Raw genomic sequence first — 16,478 nt, forward strand, 5'->3', positions numbered from 1 at the left:
ATCAGGGCAAGTGTGCGATGGCGCGCAGTTTACCCTAATTCGCACGCTGCTCCGTCGCAATGCCATCGGGCTCGCAGACCACCGGTGGCGCCGGACGCCGCCACTGTGGCAGACCGATCAGCACCACTGCACCAATGATCACCAGCATTGCCAACGCCTCTTCGATCCCGATGGTCTCGCCGACGAACACGATCCCCAGCAACACCGCCACCGCCGGGTTCACATAGGCATAACTGGTGGCCGCCGCCGGACGAACGTTTTTCAACAGATACATGTACGCGTTGAAGGCGATGATCGAGCCGAAAAAGATCAGGTACGCCAGCGCCAGCCAGCCTTCCAGCGGGGGCATGGCCTCCAGGTGCTCGCCGCTGACTGCGCTGCCGATCAGCAGCACCACGCCACCCACCAGCATTTCCACGGCACTGGCCATTGCGCCCTGGGGCAACGGCAAGTGCTTGCTCCACACCGAGCCGAAGGCCCAGCTCGCCGCCGCGAAAACCAGCAACGCCGCACCCAGCGGACTCGATTGCAGGTTGGACCCCATATTAAGCATGGCGATGCCGATAATCCCCATCCCCACCCCGGCCCATTCCAGACGGGTATTGCGCGCGCCCCAGAAATAACCGCAGAGCAAGGTGAACAACGGCACCGTCGCCACCGCCAGCGCAGCGACCCCCGATGCCACGCCAGTGTGTTCGGCCACCGTCACCGCACCGTTGCCGAAACTCAGCAGCAGAATCCCGATGATCCCTGCCGCTTTCCACTGCGCCCAGGTCGGCGCCGGCACCCCGCGCCAGCGCAGGAACGCATACATCAGACTGCCACCGATCACGAATCGCACGCCGCCGAGCATGAAGGGCGGCCAGTATTCGACGCCGATGCGGATCACCAGATAGGTCGATCCCCAAATCACGTACAACGCAAAAAACGCAGCGATCAACGGCAAGGAAAAACGGCGCAAGGCAGACATGGGCAACTCGGAAGTCAGGGGCAGGGATGGATCATTCTAGAAAGGCCAACCGCTAAAAATAAGTTACAAAACCTGTTTATAGTGCCGGTACACTTTTGAAAACACGGAGATCGACGGCCTTAACCGCGATTTCGAAAGTCTGGCATTTTCAGGAGTCCGACCTTGGACAGATACGACCGCATGCTGCTCGGCGCCCTGCTCGAAAACGGTCGCGCGTCCTACGCCGACCTCGCCCGCAAAGTGAACCTTTCCGCCCCCGCCGTCGCCGAACGCGTGGCCAAACTCGAGGCCAGCGGCGTGATCACCGGTTACTCGGCCAAGGTCGACATGGCCAAACTCGGCCTGCCGATCCAGTGCGTCATCGAACTGCGCCTGAACCAGCACGGCAACCCGAAGGTGTACGACGAGCTGATCAGCATCCCGCAACTGACCGAATGCCACCGCGTCACCGGCGACCCCTGCGTGATCATGCAGGCCGCCGTAGGCTCGATGACCGAGCTGGAGGAGCTGATCAACCGGGTGGCGAAATTCGGGTTCAGCAAGACGTCGATCGTGTTGTCGAGTGCGATAGAGAAGCGGGTGCCGTTGGGGCATATCGAAGGGAACGGTAAAGCCTGAGACAAGCCCGCACCCACAGGGAAATGTGTTTGCCTGAAAATCAGCGATAGCGCTGCAAGTGCTCGCCCACTTTAGCCGCCGGCACTTTCTGCAATTTGCACAGCAGGTCGTGCGATAGCTCCCGCACCCCATGCTTGTGCCGCAGTTCATCCGCCAGATGCACCAGCAGGTTGGCCGCCATCTCCGCATCTGCCATTGCCCGGTGCGCCTGGCCGGTATGCGGCAGTTGGGCGAAGGTCGTGAGCGTGCCAAGCTTGTGGTTCGGCGCCGCCGGCATCAGGCGTCGGGCCAGCAGCAGCGAGCAGGCGAAGTTCTGCAAACGGGTGCGTTTGATCCGGCCCAGTTCGAAGTCCCAGAACTTCTGGTCGAACGCGGCGTTGTGCGCCAGCAGCGGCGTGCAGCCGACGAATTCGTTGACTTCGTTCATCACCTGTTCGGCCGACGGTGCGGTGCGCAGCATGGCGTTGCTGATGCCGGTGAGTTGTTCGATGAAGGCCGGGACGCGTACGCCAGCGTTCATCAGGCTCTGGTAACGCTCGACGATGCGGCCGTTTTCCAGCATGACCACGGCGATTTCCGTGGCCCGGCAACTGCTGCTCGGCGAAATGCCGGTGGTTTCAAAGTCGATGACTGCAATGCGTTCCAAACCGGGTTCAACTCCGTTCAATTCTTCAGCAAAAGCGTGCCTTCGATCGGCACATAACGGCTGGCGGCGCGGATCAGCGAGTTGGCGGTCAGGCCAGGAACGCCGTAGGCCACCGCTTGTACGCCATGTTTGTTAATGATGCGTTCGAGCAGCATGTCGAAATCGCCATCACCGGAGGCCAGGACGATTTCGTCGACATGGTCGGCGGCGTCCATGATGTCGAGGGTGATGCCCACGTCCCAGTCGCCCTTGGCCGAGCCGTCGCTGCGCTGGATATAGGGTTTGAGTTTCACGGTGAAACCGAGGTTGCGCAGGATCTGCTGGAACTGCTGCTGTTTGCTGTCGCCCCGGTCGATCGCGTAGGCGTAGGCCTCGACGATCTGCCCGTGCTGGCTGACATCCGTCCACAGCGCCGCGTAGTTGAAGTGGCAGCCATAGGCCTGGCGGACGGTGTAGTAGAGGTTCTGCACATCGGCGAACACTGCGATTTTTTTCACCGGAGTTCCTGTGAGCGCTGAGGCGCATGAGCCGGATCAGGCACCAGGCCCGAAAAAGGCGCTCAGTATGCCAGTAAAAAGCAGTGTGGCGAGGGAGCTGGCTCCCTCGCCACGGAGTGGGGTATTGCCCGGTGACTTACCGTTTATCAGACAAAGGAATCATCGTCATCGAAGAACGATGAGTTGTCATCGCTGTAGTCGGTGTCGGTGAAACCACCCTGGTTGTTGCCCCAGGAGTCGTTGTTGGCCATGCGCTGGTCATCGCCCCAACCGTTGTTGCCCTGGTCGGCCACTTGCGCAGGCTCTTCCTTGATCACTTCGACGATTTCCTGCGGCTGCTGGTTGTGATGGAACAGGCTGCTGATGCCCTGCGCCAGCATTACGCCGCCCGCCACACCGGCCGCGGTTTTCAGGGCGCCGCCGAGGAAGCTGCTACCGGCCGCCGGTGCCGCTTGTGGCTGGCCATAACCCGCTGGTGGCGCGCCGAAGTTCTGTTGCGGCGCGGGGGCACCGAAGTTCTGCTGCGGAGCCGGTTCACGCCAGCCGCCAGTGGAAGCCGGGGCGCTCTGGGTCGGTGCCGGGCGCGGGCTGCTGCTACCGAAAATGCTCGACAGGAAACCGCCGCCGCTCGACGCCGGGGCTGCGCTTTGCGCCTTGGCCGATTGCAGTTCGGCCTGCAGTTGCTGAACCTGTTGAGTCAGTTGTTTGTTTTGTTCGTCGAGGCTCTTGATCGCGGCCTCCTGCACCAGAATCGCCTGGGTCATGAAATAGCCTGCGGCCGGCTGGCGCGTCAGGTGTTCCTTGATCCGCGCCTCGGCCTGGGCGTCGCGCGGGGCTGCCTCCGTTTCGGCCTGTTGCAGCCGGGAAAACAGTCCATCGATCAGGGTTTGCTCTTCGTTGTTCATGGCGACCTCGTAGATTGCCGGAGATAACGTTGCCCTCGTCCACGGTGGAAGAGGCGCACCTACGTAATGGAGGCAGTGACAGAATGTTTCAATGGTCTTTACCGAACGTTTACGTTTGCGCCTCGCAGCACTTCATCGGTTAAAGTGAGCCACTGTTTTTGACCTGCGATACCGACTGATGAATGCCTTCGATGTGCTGCGTGACTCGCTGTATTTCTTTAAACGCAATCTGGCGCGGATCGTCCAGCTGTGCCTGCCGCTGGTGATCTTCGAAGCCGCGCTGCAACAAGTGGTCGATCACGCCAGCGACCCGGACGGTTATTCGGCCATCAGCGTGATCGTCGGCCTGCTGGTCTACCCGCTGTACACCGCCGCGCTGATCCTGTTTCTCGATGCCCGCACCCGTGGCGAATCCCCGCAGACCCTCGATCTGCTGGCGATGGCGGCGCGCCTGTGGCCGCGCTTCGCCGTGCTCACTGCGCTGAACACCTTGCTGATCCTGCTCGGTCTGTCGTTGTACTTCCTGCCGGGCCTGTGGCTGATGGTCACCCTGGCCTTCGGCGAATACCTGCTGGTACTGCGCGGCTACGGCCCGTTGCAGGCCATGAAGGAAAGCCTGCGCCTGAGCCGTGGGCATTTCCTGCGGATTCTGGTGTGCATTCTCTGTGTGATGGGGCCGCTGTGGCTGCTCAAGGGCCTGACGTTGCAGGTCTATCCCGATCCGCAGAATCCGTTGATCGCCGTACTGATCGACAGCGGTCACAGCTTCCTGCAACTGTTCACCAGCGTGGTGCTGTTCCGCCTGTTCATGCTGATCAGCGAATTGCCCGACAAACGCGACGGAAGGGTCTGACCGCTCAGGGCTTGGGCCGAGCGACGGGTCTCGGGTATGCTCGGGACCACTTCCGTATCGCTACAAGCCGAGCCATGACCCGTCTACTGCGCTACATCCTGCTCTCTATGCTGCTGGCCGTCGCCCTGATCGGCGTGATGATTTTCAGCCTGACCTGGCGCCCCGACGCCCGCGAGTCCCTGCCGGTCAGTTGCACCGGGCAACCGCCGACGCTGGTGCCCGGGCAGGCGTTGAAAGTCATGACCTGGAACGTGCAATACCTGGCGGGCAAGCGTTATGTGTTCTGGAACGACCTGGCCCGTGGCGACGATGAAGCCCCGACCCCTGAGGACATGGCGTTCAGCCTCGATGAAGTGGCCCGGGTGATCCGCGACGAACAGCCCGATGTGGTGCTGATCCAGGAACTGGATGACGGCGCCAAGGCCAGCGACTATCAGAACCAGCTCAAGCTGTTGCAGGAACGCCTCACCGACCTCTACCCGTGCAGCGCCCACGCCTTCGACTGGAAGGCCGATTTCGTCCCCGATCCACATATCTTCGGCAGCGTCGGCCGACAGCTCGCCACCCTGAGCCGCTACCGCATCGAACACGCCGAACGCGTGCAATTGCCGGTGCAGCCGCTGAATATCATCAGCCGCCAGTTCCAGCCGAAGAACGCCCTGCTCACCACTACACTGCCATTCAGCGATGGCGGGAAACTGGCGGTGTTCAACACGCACCTGGATCGCGCCATGCAGCCGGACGAAACCTTGCAGGCGCAGGTCACGGCGGTGGCGAAAGTCCTCGATAAACACGAAAGCCACGGCACGCCGTGGCTGATCGGGGGCGACTTCAACCTGTTGCCGCTCGGCCAGTACCGGCGTCTGCCGGTCGAACAGCGCACGCCCTACTCCGTGGACAGTGCGCTGCATCTGTTGTGGGACAAGTACCCGATGATCCCGACCAACAACGAAGCCGGCGGCATCGACCGCGCCAAGTGGCTGACCCATTACCCCAACGACCCCGGCCTCAACGGCCCGGACCGCACGGTCGACTACCTGTTCTACAGCCCGAAAATCAAACGGATCGAAGCCACGGTGCGGCAGGACGATACGTTGCGCATTTCCGATCATCTGCCGGTGATTGCGAAGTTCCTCCTGCCACCCAACTGAACTCAGTGAGCCTCTTCGAGATCGTCGTGCAACAGCCCGAAGATCTGCCGTTTCATGTCGATGAACGAGCGCTCCATGACCATGTCCAGCGAACGCGGACGTTCGATCGGCACATCAAGGATCTGCTTGATCCGCCCAGGCCTGGCGCCCATCACGTACACCCGGTCGCCGAGCAGGATCGCCTCATCGATATCGTGGGTGACGAACAGCACGGTTTTCTTGCTGTTGCCCCACACCCGCAACAACAGCTGCTGCATTTGCAGGCGGGTCTGGCTGTCGAGGGCGCCGAAGGGTTCATCCATCAGCAGGATCTGCGGGTCGTTGGCCAGGGCCCGGGCAATCGCCACCCGCTGCATCATGCCGCCGGACAACTGCTTGGCGTAGTTGTCGGCAAATCCCGACAGGCCGACTTCGTGCACATAGTGATCGACAATCTCCTTGCGTTTCGCTGCCGGCATGCCCCGGCGCTTGAGGCCGAACTCGACGTTCTGCCGCACGGTCAGCCACGGGAACAGCGTGTAGCTCTGGAACACCATGCCGCGATCCGCGCCGGGGCCCTGCACTTGCTGACCGCCGACGTAGATCTCGCCGGACGTCGGCTCGGCCAGGCCGGCAGTGAGGTACAGCAAGCTCGACTTGCCGCAGCCCGACGGCCCGACCAGCACCGCGAATTGCTGATCCGGCACGTCGAACGACACTTGCTCCAGCGCGGTGAATGTTCCGCCGCCGGGCTTGGTGTAACGCAGGCTGACCTTGTCCACCTGCAACCTTGGCGCGGCTAGTGCCGGTGCGGCGACCGGCTCGATGAAACGACGGTTGGCAGCGGTTACTGAGCCCATGCGGCAATCCTCAAACGCAAGAAGCGGAACAGTTGATCGGTGACCAGGCCCAGCAGGCCGATGATCGCGATGGCGAGAAAAATCACGTCGACCTGAAAACCGCGCATGGCCTTGAGGCTCAAGTAACCGAGACCACTGGACGCGGCGACTAGTTCGGCGACCACCAGATAGGTCCAGGCCCAGCCCATGGTCACCCGCAAGGTGTCGAGTACGCCGGGCAACGACGCCGGGGCGATCACATGCAGCACCGCGTCACGCCGGTTGGAACCGAGGGTGTAGGAGGCGTTGATCAGGTCTTTGGAAATGCCTTTGGAGACGTCCGCAACCATCACCAGTTGCTGAAAGAACACACCGAAAATAATCACCGACACCCGCTGCTCCAGACCGATGCCGATCCAGAGAATGAACAGCGGCACGAACGAGGTCACCGGCAGGTAGCGGATGAAATTGACCATCGGTTCGAGGAACGCCTGGACGATGCGGAAGCTGCCCATCAGCAGGCCCAGCGGCACCGCCACCAGCGACGAGACAATGAAGCCGACCATCACCACTTCGACACTGGCCCAGACATGCTGGCCGAGGGTGCCGTCGCGACTCAGGCGCAGGGCTGCCTCGACCACCGCGCCGGGTGTCGGCAGGAACATACCCGGCACGATGCCGCCGTAGGACAACCCGGCCCACAGGCCGACCAGCAACACCCAGGCCAGACCGCTGGCGCTCCACACCACCGGCACCGGCAATCCGGTCTTCGGCGTGATGCAGCGGCTCAGCCATGAATTGCGCTTGAACATGAGCAGTCTCCTAGAGCGGGCTGACGAAACGGTTATCCACCAGATCGTCGTTGCTGACGTTATAGGGCTTGCCCTGCAATTCGCTGGCGGTTTCGTTGGCCAGTTTGATCAGCGGTGCGCTTTCACCCGGCACGCCCGGTTTGCCCAGCAGCTTCTCACTCATGGCCTGATCGTAAAAACGCACGCCTTGCGCGGCGGCGGCCAGCTCCTTCGGATCGGACAGGTAACCGCCGACGCCCTTGGCCATGATTTCGTAGGCTTTCTGTGGATGATCCTTGGTGTACTGCACCGCTTTGTAGAGACCGGCGACCAGCGCCTTGACGTCTTCCGGCTGCTTCTCGATCACCGTGCAGTTGAGCGCCACCACGTCGACGATCACGCCGGGGGTACTGCTGCTGTCGATCAGCACCTTGCCCTGCTGCTTGTCACGCACCATCGACAGATGCGGTTCCCAGGTCACGGCAGCCGGTACGCGACCGGCGATGAACGCCGTGGCGGCGTCGTCGGCGGTCATGTTCTGCACGGTGATGTCACTCATGCTCATCCCGTTCTTTTTCAGCAGGTATGAGAGCCAGAACTGCGAAGTCGATCCCTCGTTGACGGCCACCGCCTGGCCCTTGAGCTCCTGCAGGCTCTTGACGTTTTTGCCGACCAGCACGCCGTCGCCGCCATGGCTGTCATCCAGCGCGGCCACGGCCTTGAAGCAGAACTGCGGGCGGTACTTGAGCACTTCGTCGATGGTCGAAGCCGAGCCGGACAATTGCCCGGACGCCTGAGCGGCCATGTACATCGAGGCTTCCTCGACCACCGGCAATTCGACGGTCAGGCCGTTTTCCTTGAAGTAACCCAAATCCTGGGCCAGATACAGGGTGCCGTAACCGACCCATGTGGTGTGGCCGATCGACAAGGTGCCGGCCTGGGCGCCGGTGACTGAAAGGGCGGAAATCGCCAGAGGACATGCAAGACGGGTAAACAAGGACTTGTTCATGGAGCACTCCCAACGCTGTTGATTTAGTTGTCATGGGCAGTACGGCCAGTCGGGGTTTCGCGATTGCACGCTGCGGTCTCTGTCGGACTCTGGCAGGCAATGCCTTGGCTGGCGAAATCGATGTTGACCCAGGCCCGGCGTCAGGAAAACGAGGAAATAGTTAGACGCGAACGATGAAAAAACTGGGTAGTGCGCACCGCGAAAGGGCGCGTCGGGCGGAGGTGCACGGAGGGGGTGCAAGGCAGATAAAACGATGTTGAATCGGCTGACGCAAATCGCGAGCAAGCTCGCTCCCACAGTTGTCAGGGTCGTTCACAAAAATGTGATCGACCCTGACAACTGTGGGAGCGAGCTTGCCCGCGATGGGGCCCTTGAGATTTACGAAGATTCAGAGCCGACCGTATTCCTGCGCCGTACGATCAACCGCTTTCAGGGTCTTGCCCACCAGCTCGTCAATCTCTTCACGACTGGCAATCAGCGCCGGCGCCATGATCATTCGCCCCAGGGTCGAACGAATGATCACCCCCTCTTCAAAACCGATCGTGCGGCAGCGCCAGGCCATGTCGTTTTCATTGACGAAGCGTTTGCGGGTCGCTTTGTCTTCAGCCAGTTGCAACGCCGCAACCATGCCCGTGCCCTGGATGTCGCCCACCAACGGGTGATTGCCGAACACCTCGCGCAGGCACTGTTGCAGGTACGGGCCGATGTCATCCTTGACCCGCGTTACCACGCCCTCATCGCGCAATGCCTTGAGGTTGGCAATCGCCACCGCCGCCGCCACCGGGTGCCCGGAATAGGTCAGGCCGTGGGCGAACACACCGCCCTGCTCCACCAGCACGTCAGCCATTTTTTTCGACAGAATCAAGCCACCCATGGGGATGTAGCCAGAGGTCAAACCCTTGGCGATGGACAGGGTGTCCGGCTCGAATCCGAAGTATTCGTGGGCGAACCATTCGCCGGTGCGACCAAAGCCGCCGATCACTTCATCGGCGCACAACAGCACGTCGTATTTGCGGCAGATGCGCTGAATTTCCGGCCAGTAGCTTTCCGGCGGGAAAATCATGCCGCCCGCGCCCTGGAACGGTTCGGCGATGAAGCCGGCGACCTTGTCGGCGCCCAGTTCGAGGATTTTCGCTTCCAGTTGCTGTGCCGCCCGCAGGCCGAATTCCGCCGGGGTCAGATGACCTTCGTGGGCGAAGAAGTACGGCTCGTCGATGTGCGCGATATCGGGAATCATCCCGCCCATTTCGTGCATGAACTTCATGCCGCCGAGGGCCGTCGCCGCCAGGGTCGAACCGTGGTAGCCGTTCCAGCGGCCGATCATGATTTTCTTTTCGGGCTTGCCCAGCACCTGCCAGTAACGGCGCACGGTGCGGATCAGCACCTCGTTGGCCTCAGAGCCGGAGTTGGTGTAGATCGCGTGGCTGTAGTGCCCCGGCAGCAGGCTGAACAGCAGCTCGGAGAGCTCGATCACCTGCGGGTGGGTGGTGTGGAAAAACATGTTGTAGTACGGCAGCTGCTCCAGTTGCCGGCTCGCGGCGGCGTTCAGATCCTTGCGTCCGTAACCGAGGTTGGTGCACCACAGTCCGGACATGCCGTCGAGATAGCGCCGACCGTCATTGTCCCAAAGATGCAGGCGTTCACCACGCACCATCACCCGTGGGCCTTCGTCGTTGAGGGCCTTCTGGTCGACGAACGCATGAATGTGGTGCGCTGCATCGGCGGCCTGGTAGTCGCGGGTTTCACGTGAGGTGGTCATCGCCGGATCTCCTTTCTTGTTGTGAGCGGCTGTCATGAGCGCAGTTGAAACCAGGTGGTTTTCAACTGGGTGTATTTGTCGAACGAGTGCAGCGACAGATCGCGGCCGAAACCCGATTGCTTGCCGCCGCCGAACGGCACGGTCACGTCCAGCGCATCGACGCTGTTGACCGACACCGTACCGGCTCGCAATTGCCGCGCCACCCGATGGGCACGGTGCAGATCATCCGTCCACAGCGATGCTGCCAGACCGTAGACGCTGTCATTGGCCAGTTGCAAGGCGTGGGCTTCATCATCGAACGGAATCACCGCCAGCACCGGGCCGAACACTTCTTCGCGAAACAGGGTCATGTGCGGCTGCACGTCGGTGAAAATCGTCGGCTGAACGAAGTTGTCCGAACCGTTGAAACTCAGCTGCTGCCCGCCACAGACGCGGGTCGCGCCTTCGCGTTCGGCCTGATGAATGAAGCGCAGAATGCTTTCGGTCTGACGGGTATCGACGATCGCCCCTGCCGCACTCGCCGGATCCAGCGGATCGCCCGGTTGCCAGCGTTCGACCTGCGCCTTCAGACGTTCAATGAACTCGTCATGAATCGAGCGCTCCACCAGCAACCGCGAGTTGGCCGAGCAGACTTCGCCCTGATTGAAGAAGATCCCGAACGCGGCTTTCTGCGCCGCCAGATCCAGATCCTTGCAGTCGGCGAACACCAGGTTGGCGCTCTTGCCGCCGCACTCCAGCCACACCTGTTTGAGGTTCGACTGCGCGGAGTACTGCATGAAATATTTGCCGACCTGGGTCGAACCGGTGAACACCAGACAATCGACATCCGGGTGCAGGCCCAACGCTTTTCCGGCCTGTTCGCCGAGACCCGGCAGCACGTTCAATACGCCGGCCGGTAGCCCGGCTTCCAGTGCCAGCTCGGCCAGACGCAAGGCGGAAAACGGTGATTGCTCGGCGGGTTTGAGAATCACCGAGTTGCCCGCCGCCAGCGCCGGGGCGAGTTTCCACGCGGCCATGTCCAGCGGGAAATTCCACGGCACCACGGCGGCGACCACGCCCAGCGCTTCGCGGGTGATGGTCGCCAGCACGTTCGAGGCGCTCGGTGCGACTTGATCGTAGAGTTTGTCGAGGCTTTCAGCGTACCAGCGGAACACCCCGGCGGCGCCCGGTACGTCGATGTTGAAAGCGTCCATCACCGGTTTGCCCATGTTCAGCGAATCAAGCAGCGCCAGTTCTTCGCGATGGGCCAGGATCAGATCCGCCAGACGCAGCAGCACTTGTTTGCGCTCGGTCGGTGAACGCCCGGCCCAGATGCCTGCCTCGAACACCTGCCGCGCATTGCGCACCGCCGCATCGACATCGGCTTCACCACACGCGGCCACATCAGCCAGTAGCCTGCCGGTGGCCGGGTCGATCGCGGCAAAGCTCTGCCCCGACTGCGCGTCACACAACTTGCCGTCGATCACGGCCTGGTACGGATAGCTCAATTCAGCGGCCTTGCGCTGCCAGTCTGCAAGTTCGAACACGGTGGATGCTCCCTGGACTTTTGTTCTTTTATAAACGGCTGCAGTCGATAGTCGCTCAGGCCTGTGCGAGCTAAAACCAGTAAAAATGTCTTCGCAGACAATAAAAAAGGTAACCAGCCGATGGCCCCCTCGCGCGCGTATGGGGCTATTGTTCAGGGACAAAAAAACCGCCGACAGAACGGAGGCCGGCGGCGTACAAATTGCTTGGATGTGAAATCCGTTCGCTTTGAGGTTCACCGTGGCCGCTTACAACCTGCGTCAGTTGAAATACTTCATCACCACCGTCGAATGCGGCAGCGTCGCCGAAGCCTCGCGCAAGCTGTACATCGCGCAACCGGCGATTTCCACGGCGATCAAGGGGCTGGAAGACAGCTTTGGCGTGCAACTGCTGATCCGCCATCACGCCCAGGGCGTATCCCTAACGCCGAGCGGCGCGCGGTTCTTCCGCAAGGCACAGGAACTGCTGCGCATGGCCAAGGAGTTCGAACAGAACGCCCTTGCCGATAACGACGTGGTGGCCGGGCAGATCGATATCGGCTGTTTCGAGACCGTCGCGCCGCTGTACCTGCCGCAGTTGATCGCAGGTTTCTCGGCGTTGTATCCGGGGGTGAAGATCCGCATCCGCGACGGCGAACAACAGGAACTGGTGCAAGGCCTGACCTCGGGCACCTTCGACCTGGCGATCCTGTACAAGCACGACCTCGACGCCACCATCGAAACCGAACCGCTGATGCCGGCCCAACGGCCTTACGCCCTGCTGCCGGCGGATCATCGCTTTGCTCAGCTTAAGCAGGTGTCGCTGCGGGACTTGTGCCTGGAGCCGATGATCCTGCTCGACGTGCAACCGAGCCGCACCTACTTCGTCAGCCTGTTCGAAGAACTCGGGCTGTCGCCGCGCATCGAATTCAGCTCGCCGTCGATTGAAATGGTGCGTGGCATGGTCGGCCAGGGATTCGGCTTCTCGATCCTGGTGACCCGCCCGCATTCGGAATGCACCTACGACGGCAAGAAAGTCGTGTGCGTGGACATCGTCGAAGACGTCACCGGCTCAGGGCTGGTCGCGGCGTGGCTCAAGCGCGGGCAACTGACCAAACCGGCGCAGTTGTTTGCCGATTACTGCCGGGAGCAGTTGACGGCGAAGGCCAGCCGATAAAAAAACTATTGATCGTTATCCGTGCCGAGTCGAGGGTCAATTTCAACGAAATTCCGACGCAAGTAATCTTCCATGGCAATGTCTTCAATCACCCACTCACCATGCCCGAGGTTCCCGACGAGGTCACGGCGTTGCAGGCGCTTCAAAGCCGTTTGAACCGTTGCCGCGCTGGGCACGTGGCCACCGGGCATCTCGCTGCCAATCCACTCGCGTCCTTCGGTAGAAAAAATTGGAAGGCCTTTCACCAATCCGACAAGTACGGTGAAATCCAGAGGTGCCATCTCCAGGATCAGATTCTCGAAGTTGCCTTCGTCCGTCATGGCACTCCAGGCTCGATGGTCTGCATCTCGCACACTGAGCCCCTCAGTGAGGCACAGCAGGAATACATCGCGAATGTACTTGGGCATGTATCCGCGGGCAGCGAAACGCTCGAAGGCGGCGTTTACCTCCCACTCCCGTCCGGTGATTTCACGGAACCGCTGACCCAGATGCTGGACAAATTCCAGGCCAAGATTAGGAAACTGGATCTCGTGGCTGAACTGATAGAACGGTGCTTTGGTACGTCGAAACATTCGATGCAGGCCATCCTGGGAGGACCCTGTAAACACTGCAAAGACTTCACCGTGCGCCTGCTGCAGCAGCGAACGGAGCGTAGCGGTCAAGTCTTCAAATTCCTTCCGGCTCGCCAGATGCTGGACCTCGTCGATGATCAGCAGAGCCTTGCCGTTACCGAGTATCCGGAAGCGCTCGAAGAGCTCGATCAGGTTCAGTCCGCCCTCCTTCGCCAGCTCGGCCTTCACTGTTACACCATCGGTACTGGCGCCGGCCTCCACCGACTGAACCAGAGAACCTGGTCGCATGAGCTTTAGCCAATTGCGTCGCAAGAACCCTGCGCCGTGGATGGCCTCATACAACGCACCCGCGATCACCCGCTCGGGATGCGCCTTGTCAAACCACAGGTCTGCTGTTGCAACGATAAAGCCGTGTGCCTTGGCAATCGGTATCAGGTCGTTGATCAGAAAGGTGGTCTTGCCCTTGCGCCGAGGCGCGAATATTGTCGCGGCGTTCTGCAGGCGAGACTCGAAAGTGACCAGGATTCCTTCAGCCAGATTGGTGCGAGGGAAGAGCAGCGAGTCCTTGGTTTCCGGGGTCATTATGAGCCTTTATGTAAAAATGCATAATTTATGAATATAAAAATAATTACGCATAATCAAGAAAGATGAAAGCCTCACCTGAATGCCGTCTGTCAGGTACCACGCGGTTTGGCCCGAGCGGTCGCTTCAGCCACCAGCGGATCATCCGGCCAGTAGTGCTTCGGATACCGCCCCTTCAGATCCTTCTTCACCTCGGCATAAGTGCTGCGCCAGAAATTGGCCAGATCCTGCGTGACCTGCACCGGACGTCGTGCGGGCGACAGCAGGTGCAGCTTGACCACTTGCCGGCCGCCGGCGATGCGCGGGGTATCGGCGAGGCCGAACAGCTCCTGCAAACGCACCGCGAGGATCGGTGGTTGCTCGCTGTAGTCGAGGCGAATCGACGAGCCAGACGGCACGCTCAGGTGGTGTGGTGCCTGCTCATCAAGCTGCTGCGGCAGCGGCCACGGCAGCAGATTACGGACAATGCTCGACAGGTCGAGGTTGGCGAAATGGCTGAGGCGCGAGACCTTGCCCAGATAAGGCATCAGCCAGTCTTCGAGGGTTCTCAGCAGCTCGGCGTCGCTGACATCCGGCCATTGGCTGTCGCCTTTGGCGTCCAGGTCGAGCTGGCGCAGCAACGCGACTCGCGCCTGCCACTGGCGCAGTTCCGGAGTCCACGGCAGCAGCTCCAGACCTTTGCGCCGCACCAGATTGACCAGTGCCTGACTGCGGGCGTTTTCGTCGAGACCGGTCAGCGGTTCACGGCTGAGGATCAGTTCGCCGACCTTGCGCTGGCGTTCGGCCCGCAGCACGCCCTCACGTTCATCCCAGTCCAGTTGATCGACGGTGTGCACCTGCTCGGCCAACACTGAATCGAACAGCGTCGGATCGAAATCCGCCGCCAGATAAATCCGTTCCTCGCGCTGGCCCTGACGGCTGCCGAGGTCGGCAATCACGATCCACGGTTCTTTCATCAGGCTGTCGGCTTCGGTGAATAGCGCCGCCCGCCCGTTGGCCAGACGGTATTCGGCACCACCGGCTCGCCGCTGCTGGGCCACACGATCCGGATAGGCCAGCGCCAGCAGAGCACCGAGCCAGTGCGGGTGGTCGGGATCGCTGACCGCTTGGCTCGGCTGGCCGCGCAGCAAGCCGCGATATTGCCGCGCCAGCTGCCGGGCGCGCTGCACGCCGCCCTGAGCGCTGCGGGCCGCGCGTTCTTCGCCGGACAGCAGCACCAGGCGGCTGTGCAGATCCGCCCCGGCGCCGCGCAAGATATCCCGCTCGCCGAGCAACGCGGCCACATCACACGCCATGTTCGCCAGACCCAACGCCTGACCGCGCAACAGTAAATGCGCGATGCGTGGATGTGCCGGCAATTCAGCCATGGCCTGACCGTGACGGTTCAAGGTTTCACCGTCCAGCGCACCGAGGCGCTGCAACAGATCCTGAGCTTGTGCATAAGCGGCGGCGGGCGGTACGTCCAGCCAGATCAGATCACCCGGCGCCACGCCCCAGCGCCCGAGTTGCAAAGCAAGCCCGGCGAGATCCGCCGAGAGGATTTCCGCACTGCCATAGGCCGCCAGTTGCTCGTGCTGATCCTGGGACCAAAGGCGATAACACACACCCGGCTCCAGACGCCCGGCCCGGCCTGCACGCTGGGTAGCACTGGCTTTGGAGATGCGTTGGGTATCGAGGCGGGTCATGCCGCTGCCCGGATCGAAACGCGGCACCCGCGCCAGTCCGGCGTCGATCACCACGCGCACGCCGTCGATGGTCAGGCTGGTCTCGGCGATGTTGGTGGCCAGCACCACTTTACGTTTGCCATGCGGTGCCGGGTCGATGGCGGCGCGCTGGGCATTCAGATCGAGTTCGCCGTGCAACGGGCAGAGCAACACATCGCTGCGCTCACCGATGGCGTCCGCCAGTTGTTGATGGACCCGGCGGATTTCCGCCTGCCCCGGCAGGAACACCAACAGACTGCCGGTTTCATCGTGCAGAGCTTCGAGCACCGTTTGCGTGACGCGCTGATCGATGTATTCGCCGGGCTGGAATGGTCGGCCCCAGCGCATCGTCACCGGGAACATCCGGCCCTCGCTGCGCAGGATCGGCGCGTCGTCGAGCAAACTGGCCAGACGTTCGCCTTCGAGGGTGGCGGACATCAGCAGAATCTTCAGCGGTTGTTCAGCTCGAAACAGCTCGCGACCGTTCAGACTGAGGGCCAGCGCCAGATCGGCGTCGAGGCTGCGTTCATGAAATTCGTCGAAGATCAGCAGGCCCACGCCCTCCAGCGCCGGGTCGTCCTGCAAGCGCCGGGTGAGAATGCCTTCGGTGACCACCTCGATGCGCGTGTTCGGACCGACCTTGCTGTCGAGGCGAATGCGATAACCGACGGTTTCACCGACCTTCTCGCCCAGCTCGCTGGCCAGCCGTTCCGCCGCTGCGCGCGCGGCCAGCCGACGGGGTTCGAGCATGAGAATGGTCTGCCCGTTCAACCATGCTTCATTGAGCAGGGCCAAGGGCACGCGGGTGGTTTTACCGGCGCCGGGCGGTGCTTCGAGCACGGCTTCGTGGCGTGTCGCGAGGGCTTCACGCAGGGCGGGTAAAACTTCGTCGATCGGCAAAGAAATCATGCTGGCTCCCCAGGGC

At 61.7% G+C, this 16,478-nt stretch carries 15 protein-coding genes; 4 read left to right on the top strand and 11 right to left on the bottom strand.

Annotated features, from left to right (window positions below; translation table 11 throughout):
• Positions 1-34: 34 nt before the first annotated feature.
• On the bottom strand, positions 35-970 hold the full coding sequence (yedA, locus tag ACK6BI_RS05205; RefSeq protein ID WP_409316246.1) for a drug/metabolite exporter YedA: 936 nt from the start codon (positions 968-970) through the stop codon (positions 35-37).
• Positions 971-1,132: 162 nt separating this feature from the next.
• Here yedA and ACK6BI_RS05210 point away from each other — a divergent pair, with 162 nt between their 5' ends.
• Positions 1,133-1,588 (top strand): Lrp/AsnC family transcriptional regulator, encoded by a 456-nt coding sequence (locus ACK6BI_RS05210; RefSeq protein WP_409316247.1) that lies wholly within the window; start codon positions 1,133-1,135, stop codon positions 1,586-1,588.
• 40 nt (positions 1,589-1,628) lie between these two features.
• Here the strand turns inward: ACK6BI_RS05210 and ACK6BI_RS05215 are convergent, their stop codons facing one another.
• The 3 genes from ACK6BI_RS05215 to ACK6BI_RS05225 form a co-directional block, all read right to left on the bottom strand.
• Positions 1,629-2,234 (bottom strand): PolC-type DNA polymerase III, encoded by a 606-nt coding sequence (locus ACK6BI_RS05215; protein ID WP_409316248.1) that lies wholly within the window; start codon positions 2,232-2,234, stop codon positions 1,629-1,631.
• A 17-nt stretch (positions 2,235-2,251) separates the two neighbouring features.
• Entirely contained in the window at positions 2,252-2,731 is a 480-nt protein-coding gene (locus tag ACK6BI_RS05220) for an NYN domain-containing protein (RefSeq protein WP_409316249.1), read from the bottom strand.
• A 146-nt stretch (positions 2,732-2,877) separates the two neighbouring features.
• Positions 2,878-3,636: a DUF2076 domain-containing protein gene (locus ACK6BI_RS05225; protein WP_409316250.1), complete on the bottom strand. Its 759-nt coding sequence runs from the start codon at positions 3,634-3,636 to the stop codon at positions 2,878-2,880.
• 178 nt (positions 3,637-3,814) lie between these two features.
• On the opposite strand from ACK6BI_RS05225, the gene ACK6BI_RS05230 reads away from it, so the two are divergent.
• Positions 3,815-4,489, top strand: coding sequence for a YciC family protein (locus ACK6BI_RS05230; protein WP_260521114.1), 675 nt, complete (start codon positions 3,815-3,817; stop codon positions 4,487-4,489).
• 74 nt (positions 4,490-4,563) lie between these two features.
• The gene (locus ACK6BI_RS05235; protein WP_409316251.1) at positions 4,564-5,640 is read left to right on the top strand and encodes an endonuclease/exonuclease/phosphatase family protein; all 1,077 of its coding nucleotides are present in this window, start codon (positions 4,564-4,566) and stop codon (positions 5,638-5,640) included.
• A gap of 2 nt (positions 5,641-5,642) precedes the next feature.
• Here ACK6BI_RS05235 and ACK6BI_RS05240 read toward each other — a convergent pair whose 3' ends face one another.
• From ACK6BI_RS05240 to ACK6BI_RS05260, 5 genes are all read right to left on the bottom strand, one after another.
• Positions 5,643-6,479, bottom strand: a complete 837-nt coding sequence (locus ACK6BI_RS05240; RefSeq protein ID WP_409316252.1) for an ABC transporter ATP-binding protein — start codon at positions 6,477-6,479, stop codon at positions 5,643-5,645.
• Positions 6,467-7,270 carry an ABC transporter permease gene (locus ACK6BI_RS05245; RefSeq protein WP_065259616.1) on the bottom strand — a complete coding sequence of 268 codons (804 nt, stop codon included), beginning with the start codon at positions 7,268-7,270 and terminating at the stop codon, positions 6,467-6,469. The genes ACK6BI_RS05240 and ACK6BI_RS05245 overlap by 13 nt, the downstream gene beginning before the upstream one ends.
• 10 nt (positions 7,271-7,280) lie before the next feature.
• On the bottom strand, positions 7,281-8,258 hold the full coding sequence (locus ACK6BI_RS05250; protein WP_409316253.1) for an ABC transporter substrate-binding protein: 978 nt from the start codon (positions 8,256-8,258) through the stop codon (positions 7,281-7,283).
• 388 nt (positions 8,259-8,646) lie between these two features.
• Positions 8,647-10,017 carry an aspartate aminotransferase family protein gene (locus ACK6BI_RS05255; RefSeq protein ID WP_409316254.1) on the bottom strand — a complete coding sequence of 457 codons (1,371 nt, stop codon included), beginning with the start codon at positions 10,015-10,017 and terminating at the stop codon, positions 8,647-8,649.
• A gap of 32 nt (positions 10,018-10,049) precedes the next feature.
• Positions 10,050-11,543, bottom strand: a complete 1,494-nt coding sequence (locus ACK6BI_RS05260; protein ID WP_409316255.1) for an aldehyde dehydrogenase — start codon at positions 11,541-11,543, stop codon at positions 10,050-10,052.
• A gap of 238 nt (positions 11,544-11,781) precedes the next feature.
• On the opposite strand from ACK6BI_RS05260, the gene ACK6BI_RS05265 reads away from it, so the two are divergent.
• Positions 11,782-12,696 (top strand): LysR family transcriptional regulator, encoded by a 915-nt coding sequence (locus ACK6BI_RS05265; protein ID WP_007958716.1) that lies wholly within the window; start codon positions 11,782-11,784, stop codon positions 12,694-12,696.
• A gap of 5 nt (positions 12,697-12,701) precedes the next feature.
• Here ACK6BI_RS05265 and ACK6BI_RS05270 read toward each other — a convergent pair whose 3' ends face one another.
• Both ACK6BI_RS05270 and hrpB read right to left on the bottom strand, forming a co-directional pair.
• The gene (locus ACK6BI_RS05270; protein ID WP_409316256.1) at positions 12,702-13,850 is read right to left on the bottom strand and encodes a hypothetical protein; all 1,149 of its coding nucleotides are present in this window, start codon (positions 13,848-13,850) and stop codon (positions 12,702-12,704) included.
• Between the two features lie 92 nt (positions 13,851-13,942).
• Positions 13,943-16,462: an ATP-dependent helicase HrpB gene (hrpB, locus tag ACK6BI_RS05275; protein WP_409316257.1), complete on the bottom strand. Its 2,520-nt coding sequence runs from the start codon at positions 16,460-16,462 to the stop codon at positions 13,943-13,945.
• Between the last annotated feature and the right edge of the window lie 16 nt (positions 16,463-16,478).

Source organism: Pseudomonas sp. KCJK9016 (genome assembly GCF_046231795.1).
In the GTDB taxonomy this organism is placed as follows: Bacteria; Pseudomonadota; Gammaproteobacteria; order Pseudomonadales; family Pseudomonadaceae; genus Aquipseudomonas; species Aquipseudomonas bananamidigenes.

Excerpts from the sequence above, each read along its gene's own strand:
- ACK6BI_RS05255 (WP_409316254.1), bottom strand. The coding sequence starts at position 10,017 with ATGACCACCTCACGTGAAACCCGCGACTACCAGGCCGCCGATGCAGCG.
- yedA (WP_409316246.1), bottom strand. The coding sequence starts at position 970 with ATGTCTGCCTTGCGCCGTTTTTCCTTGCCGTTGATCGCTGCGTTTTTT.
- ACK6BI_RS05250 (WP_409316253.1), bottom strand. The coding sequence starts at position 8,258 with ATGAACAAGTCCTTGTTTACCCGTCTTGCATGTCCTCTGGCGATTTCC.
- ACK6BI_RS05225 (WP_409316250.1), bottom strand. The coding sequence starts at position 3,636 with ATGAACAACGAAGAGCAAACCCTGATCGATGGACTGTTTTCCCGGCTG.
- ACK6BI_RS05230 (WP_260521114.1), top strand. The coding sequence starts at position 3,815 with ATGAATGCCTTCGATGTGCTGCGTGACTCGCTGTATTTCTTTAAACGC.
- ACK6BI_RS05240 (WP_409316252.1), bottom strand. The coding sequence starts at position 6,479 with ATGGGCTCAGTAACCGCTGCCAACCGTCGTTTCATCGAGCCGGTCGCC.
- ACK6BI_RS05245 (WP_065259616.1), bottom strand. The coding sequence starts at position 7,270 with ATGTTCAAGCGCAATTCATGGCTGAGCCGCTGCATCACGCCGAAGACC.
- ACK6BI_RS05270 (WP_409316256.1), bottom strand. The coding sequence starts at position 13,850 with ATGACCCCGGAAACCAAGGACTCGCTGCTCTTCCCTCGCACCAATCTG.
- ACK6BI_RS05235 (WP_409316251.1), top strand. The coding sequence starts at position 4,564 with ATGACCCGTCTACTGCGCTACATCCTGCTCTCTATGCTGCTGGCCGTC.
- hrpB (WP_409316257.1), bottom strand. The coding sequence starts at position 16,462 with ATGATTTCTTTGCCGATCGACGAAGTTTTACCCGCCCTGCGTGAAGCC.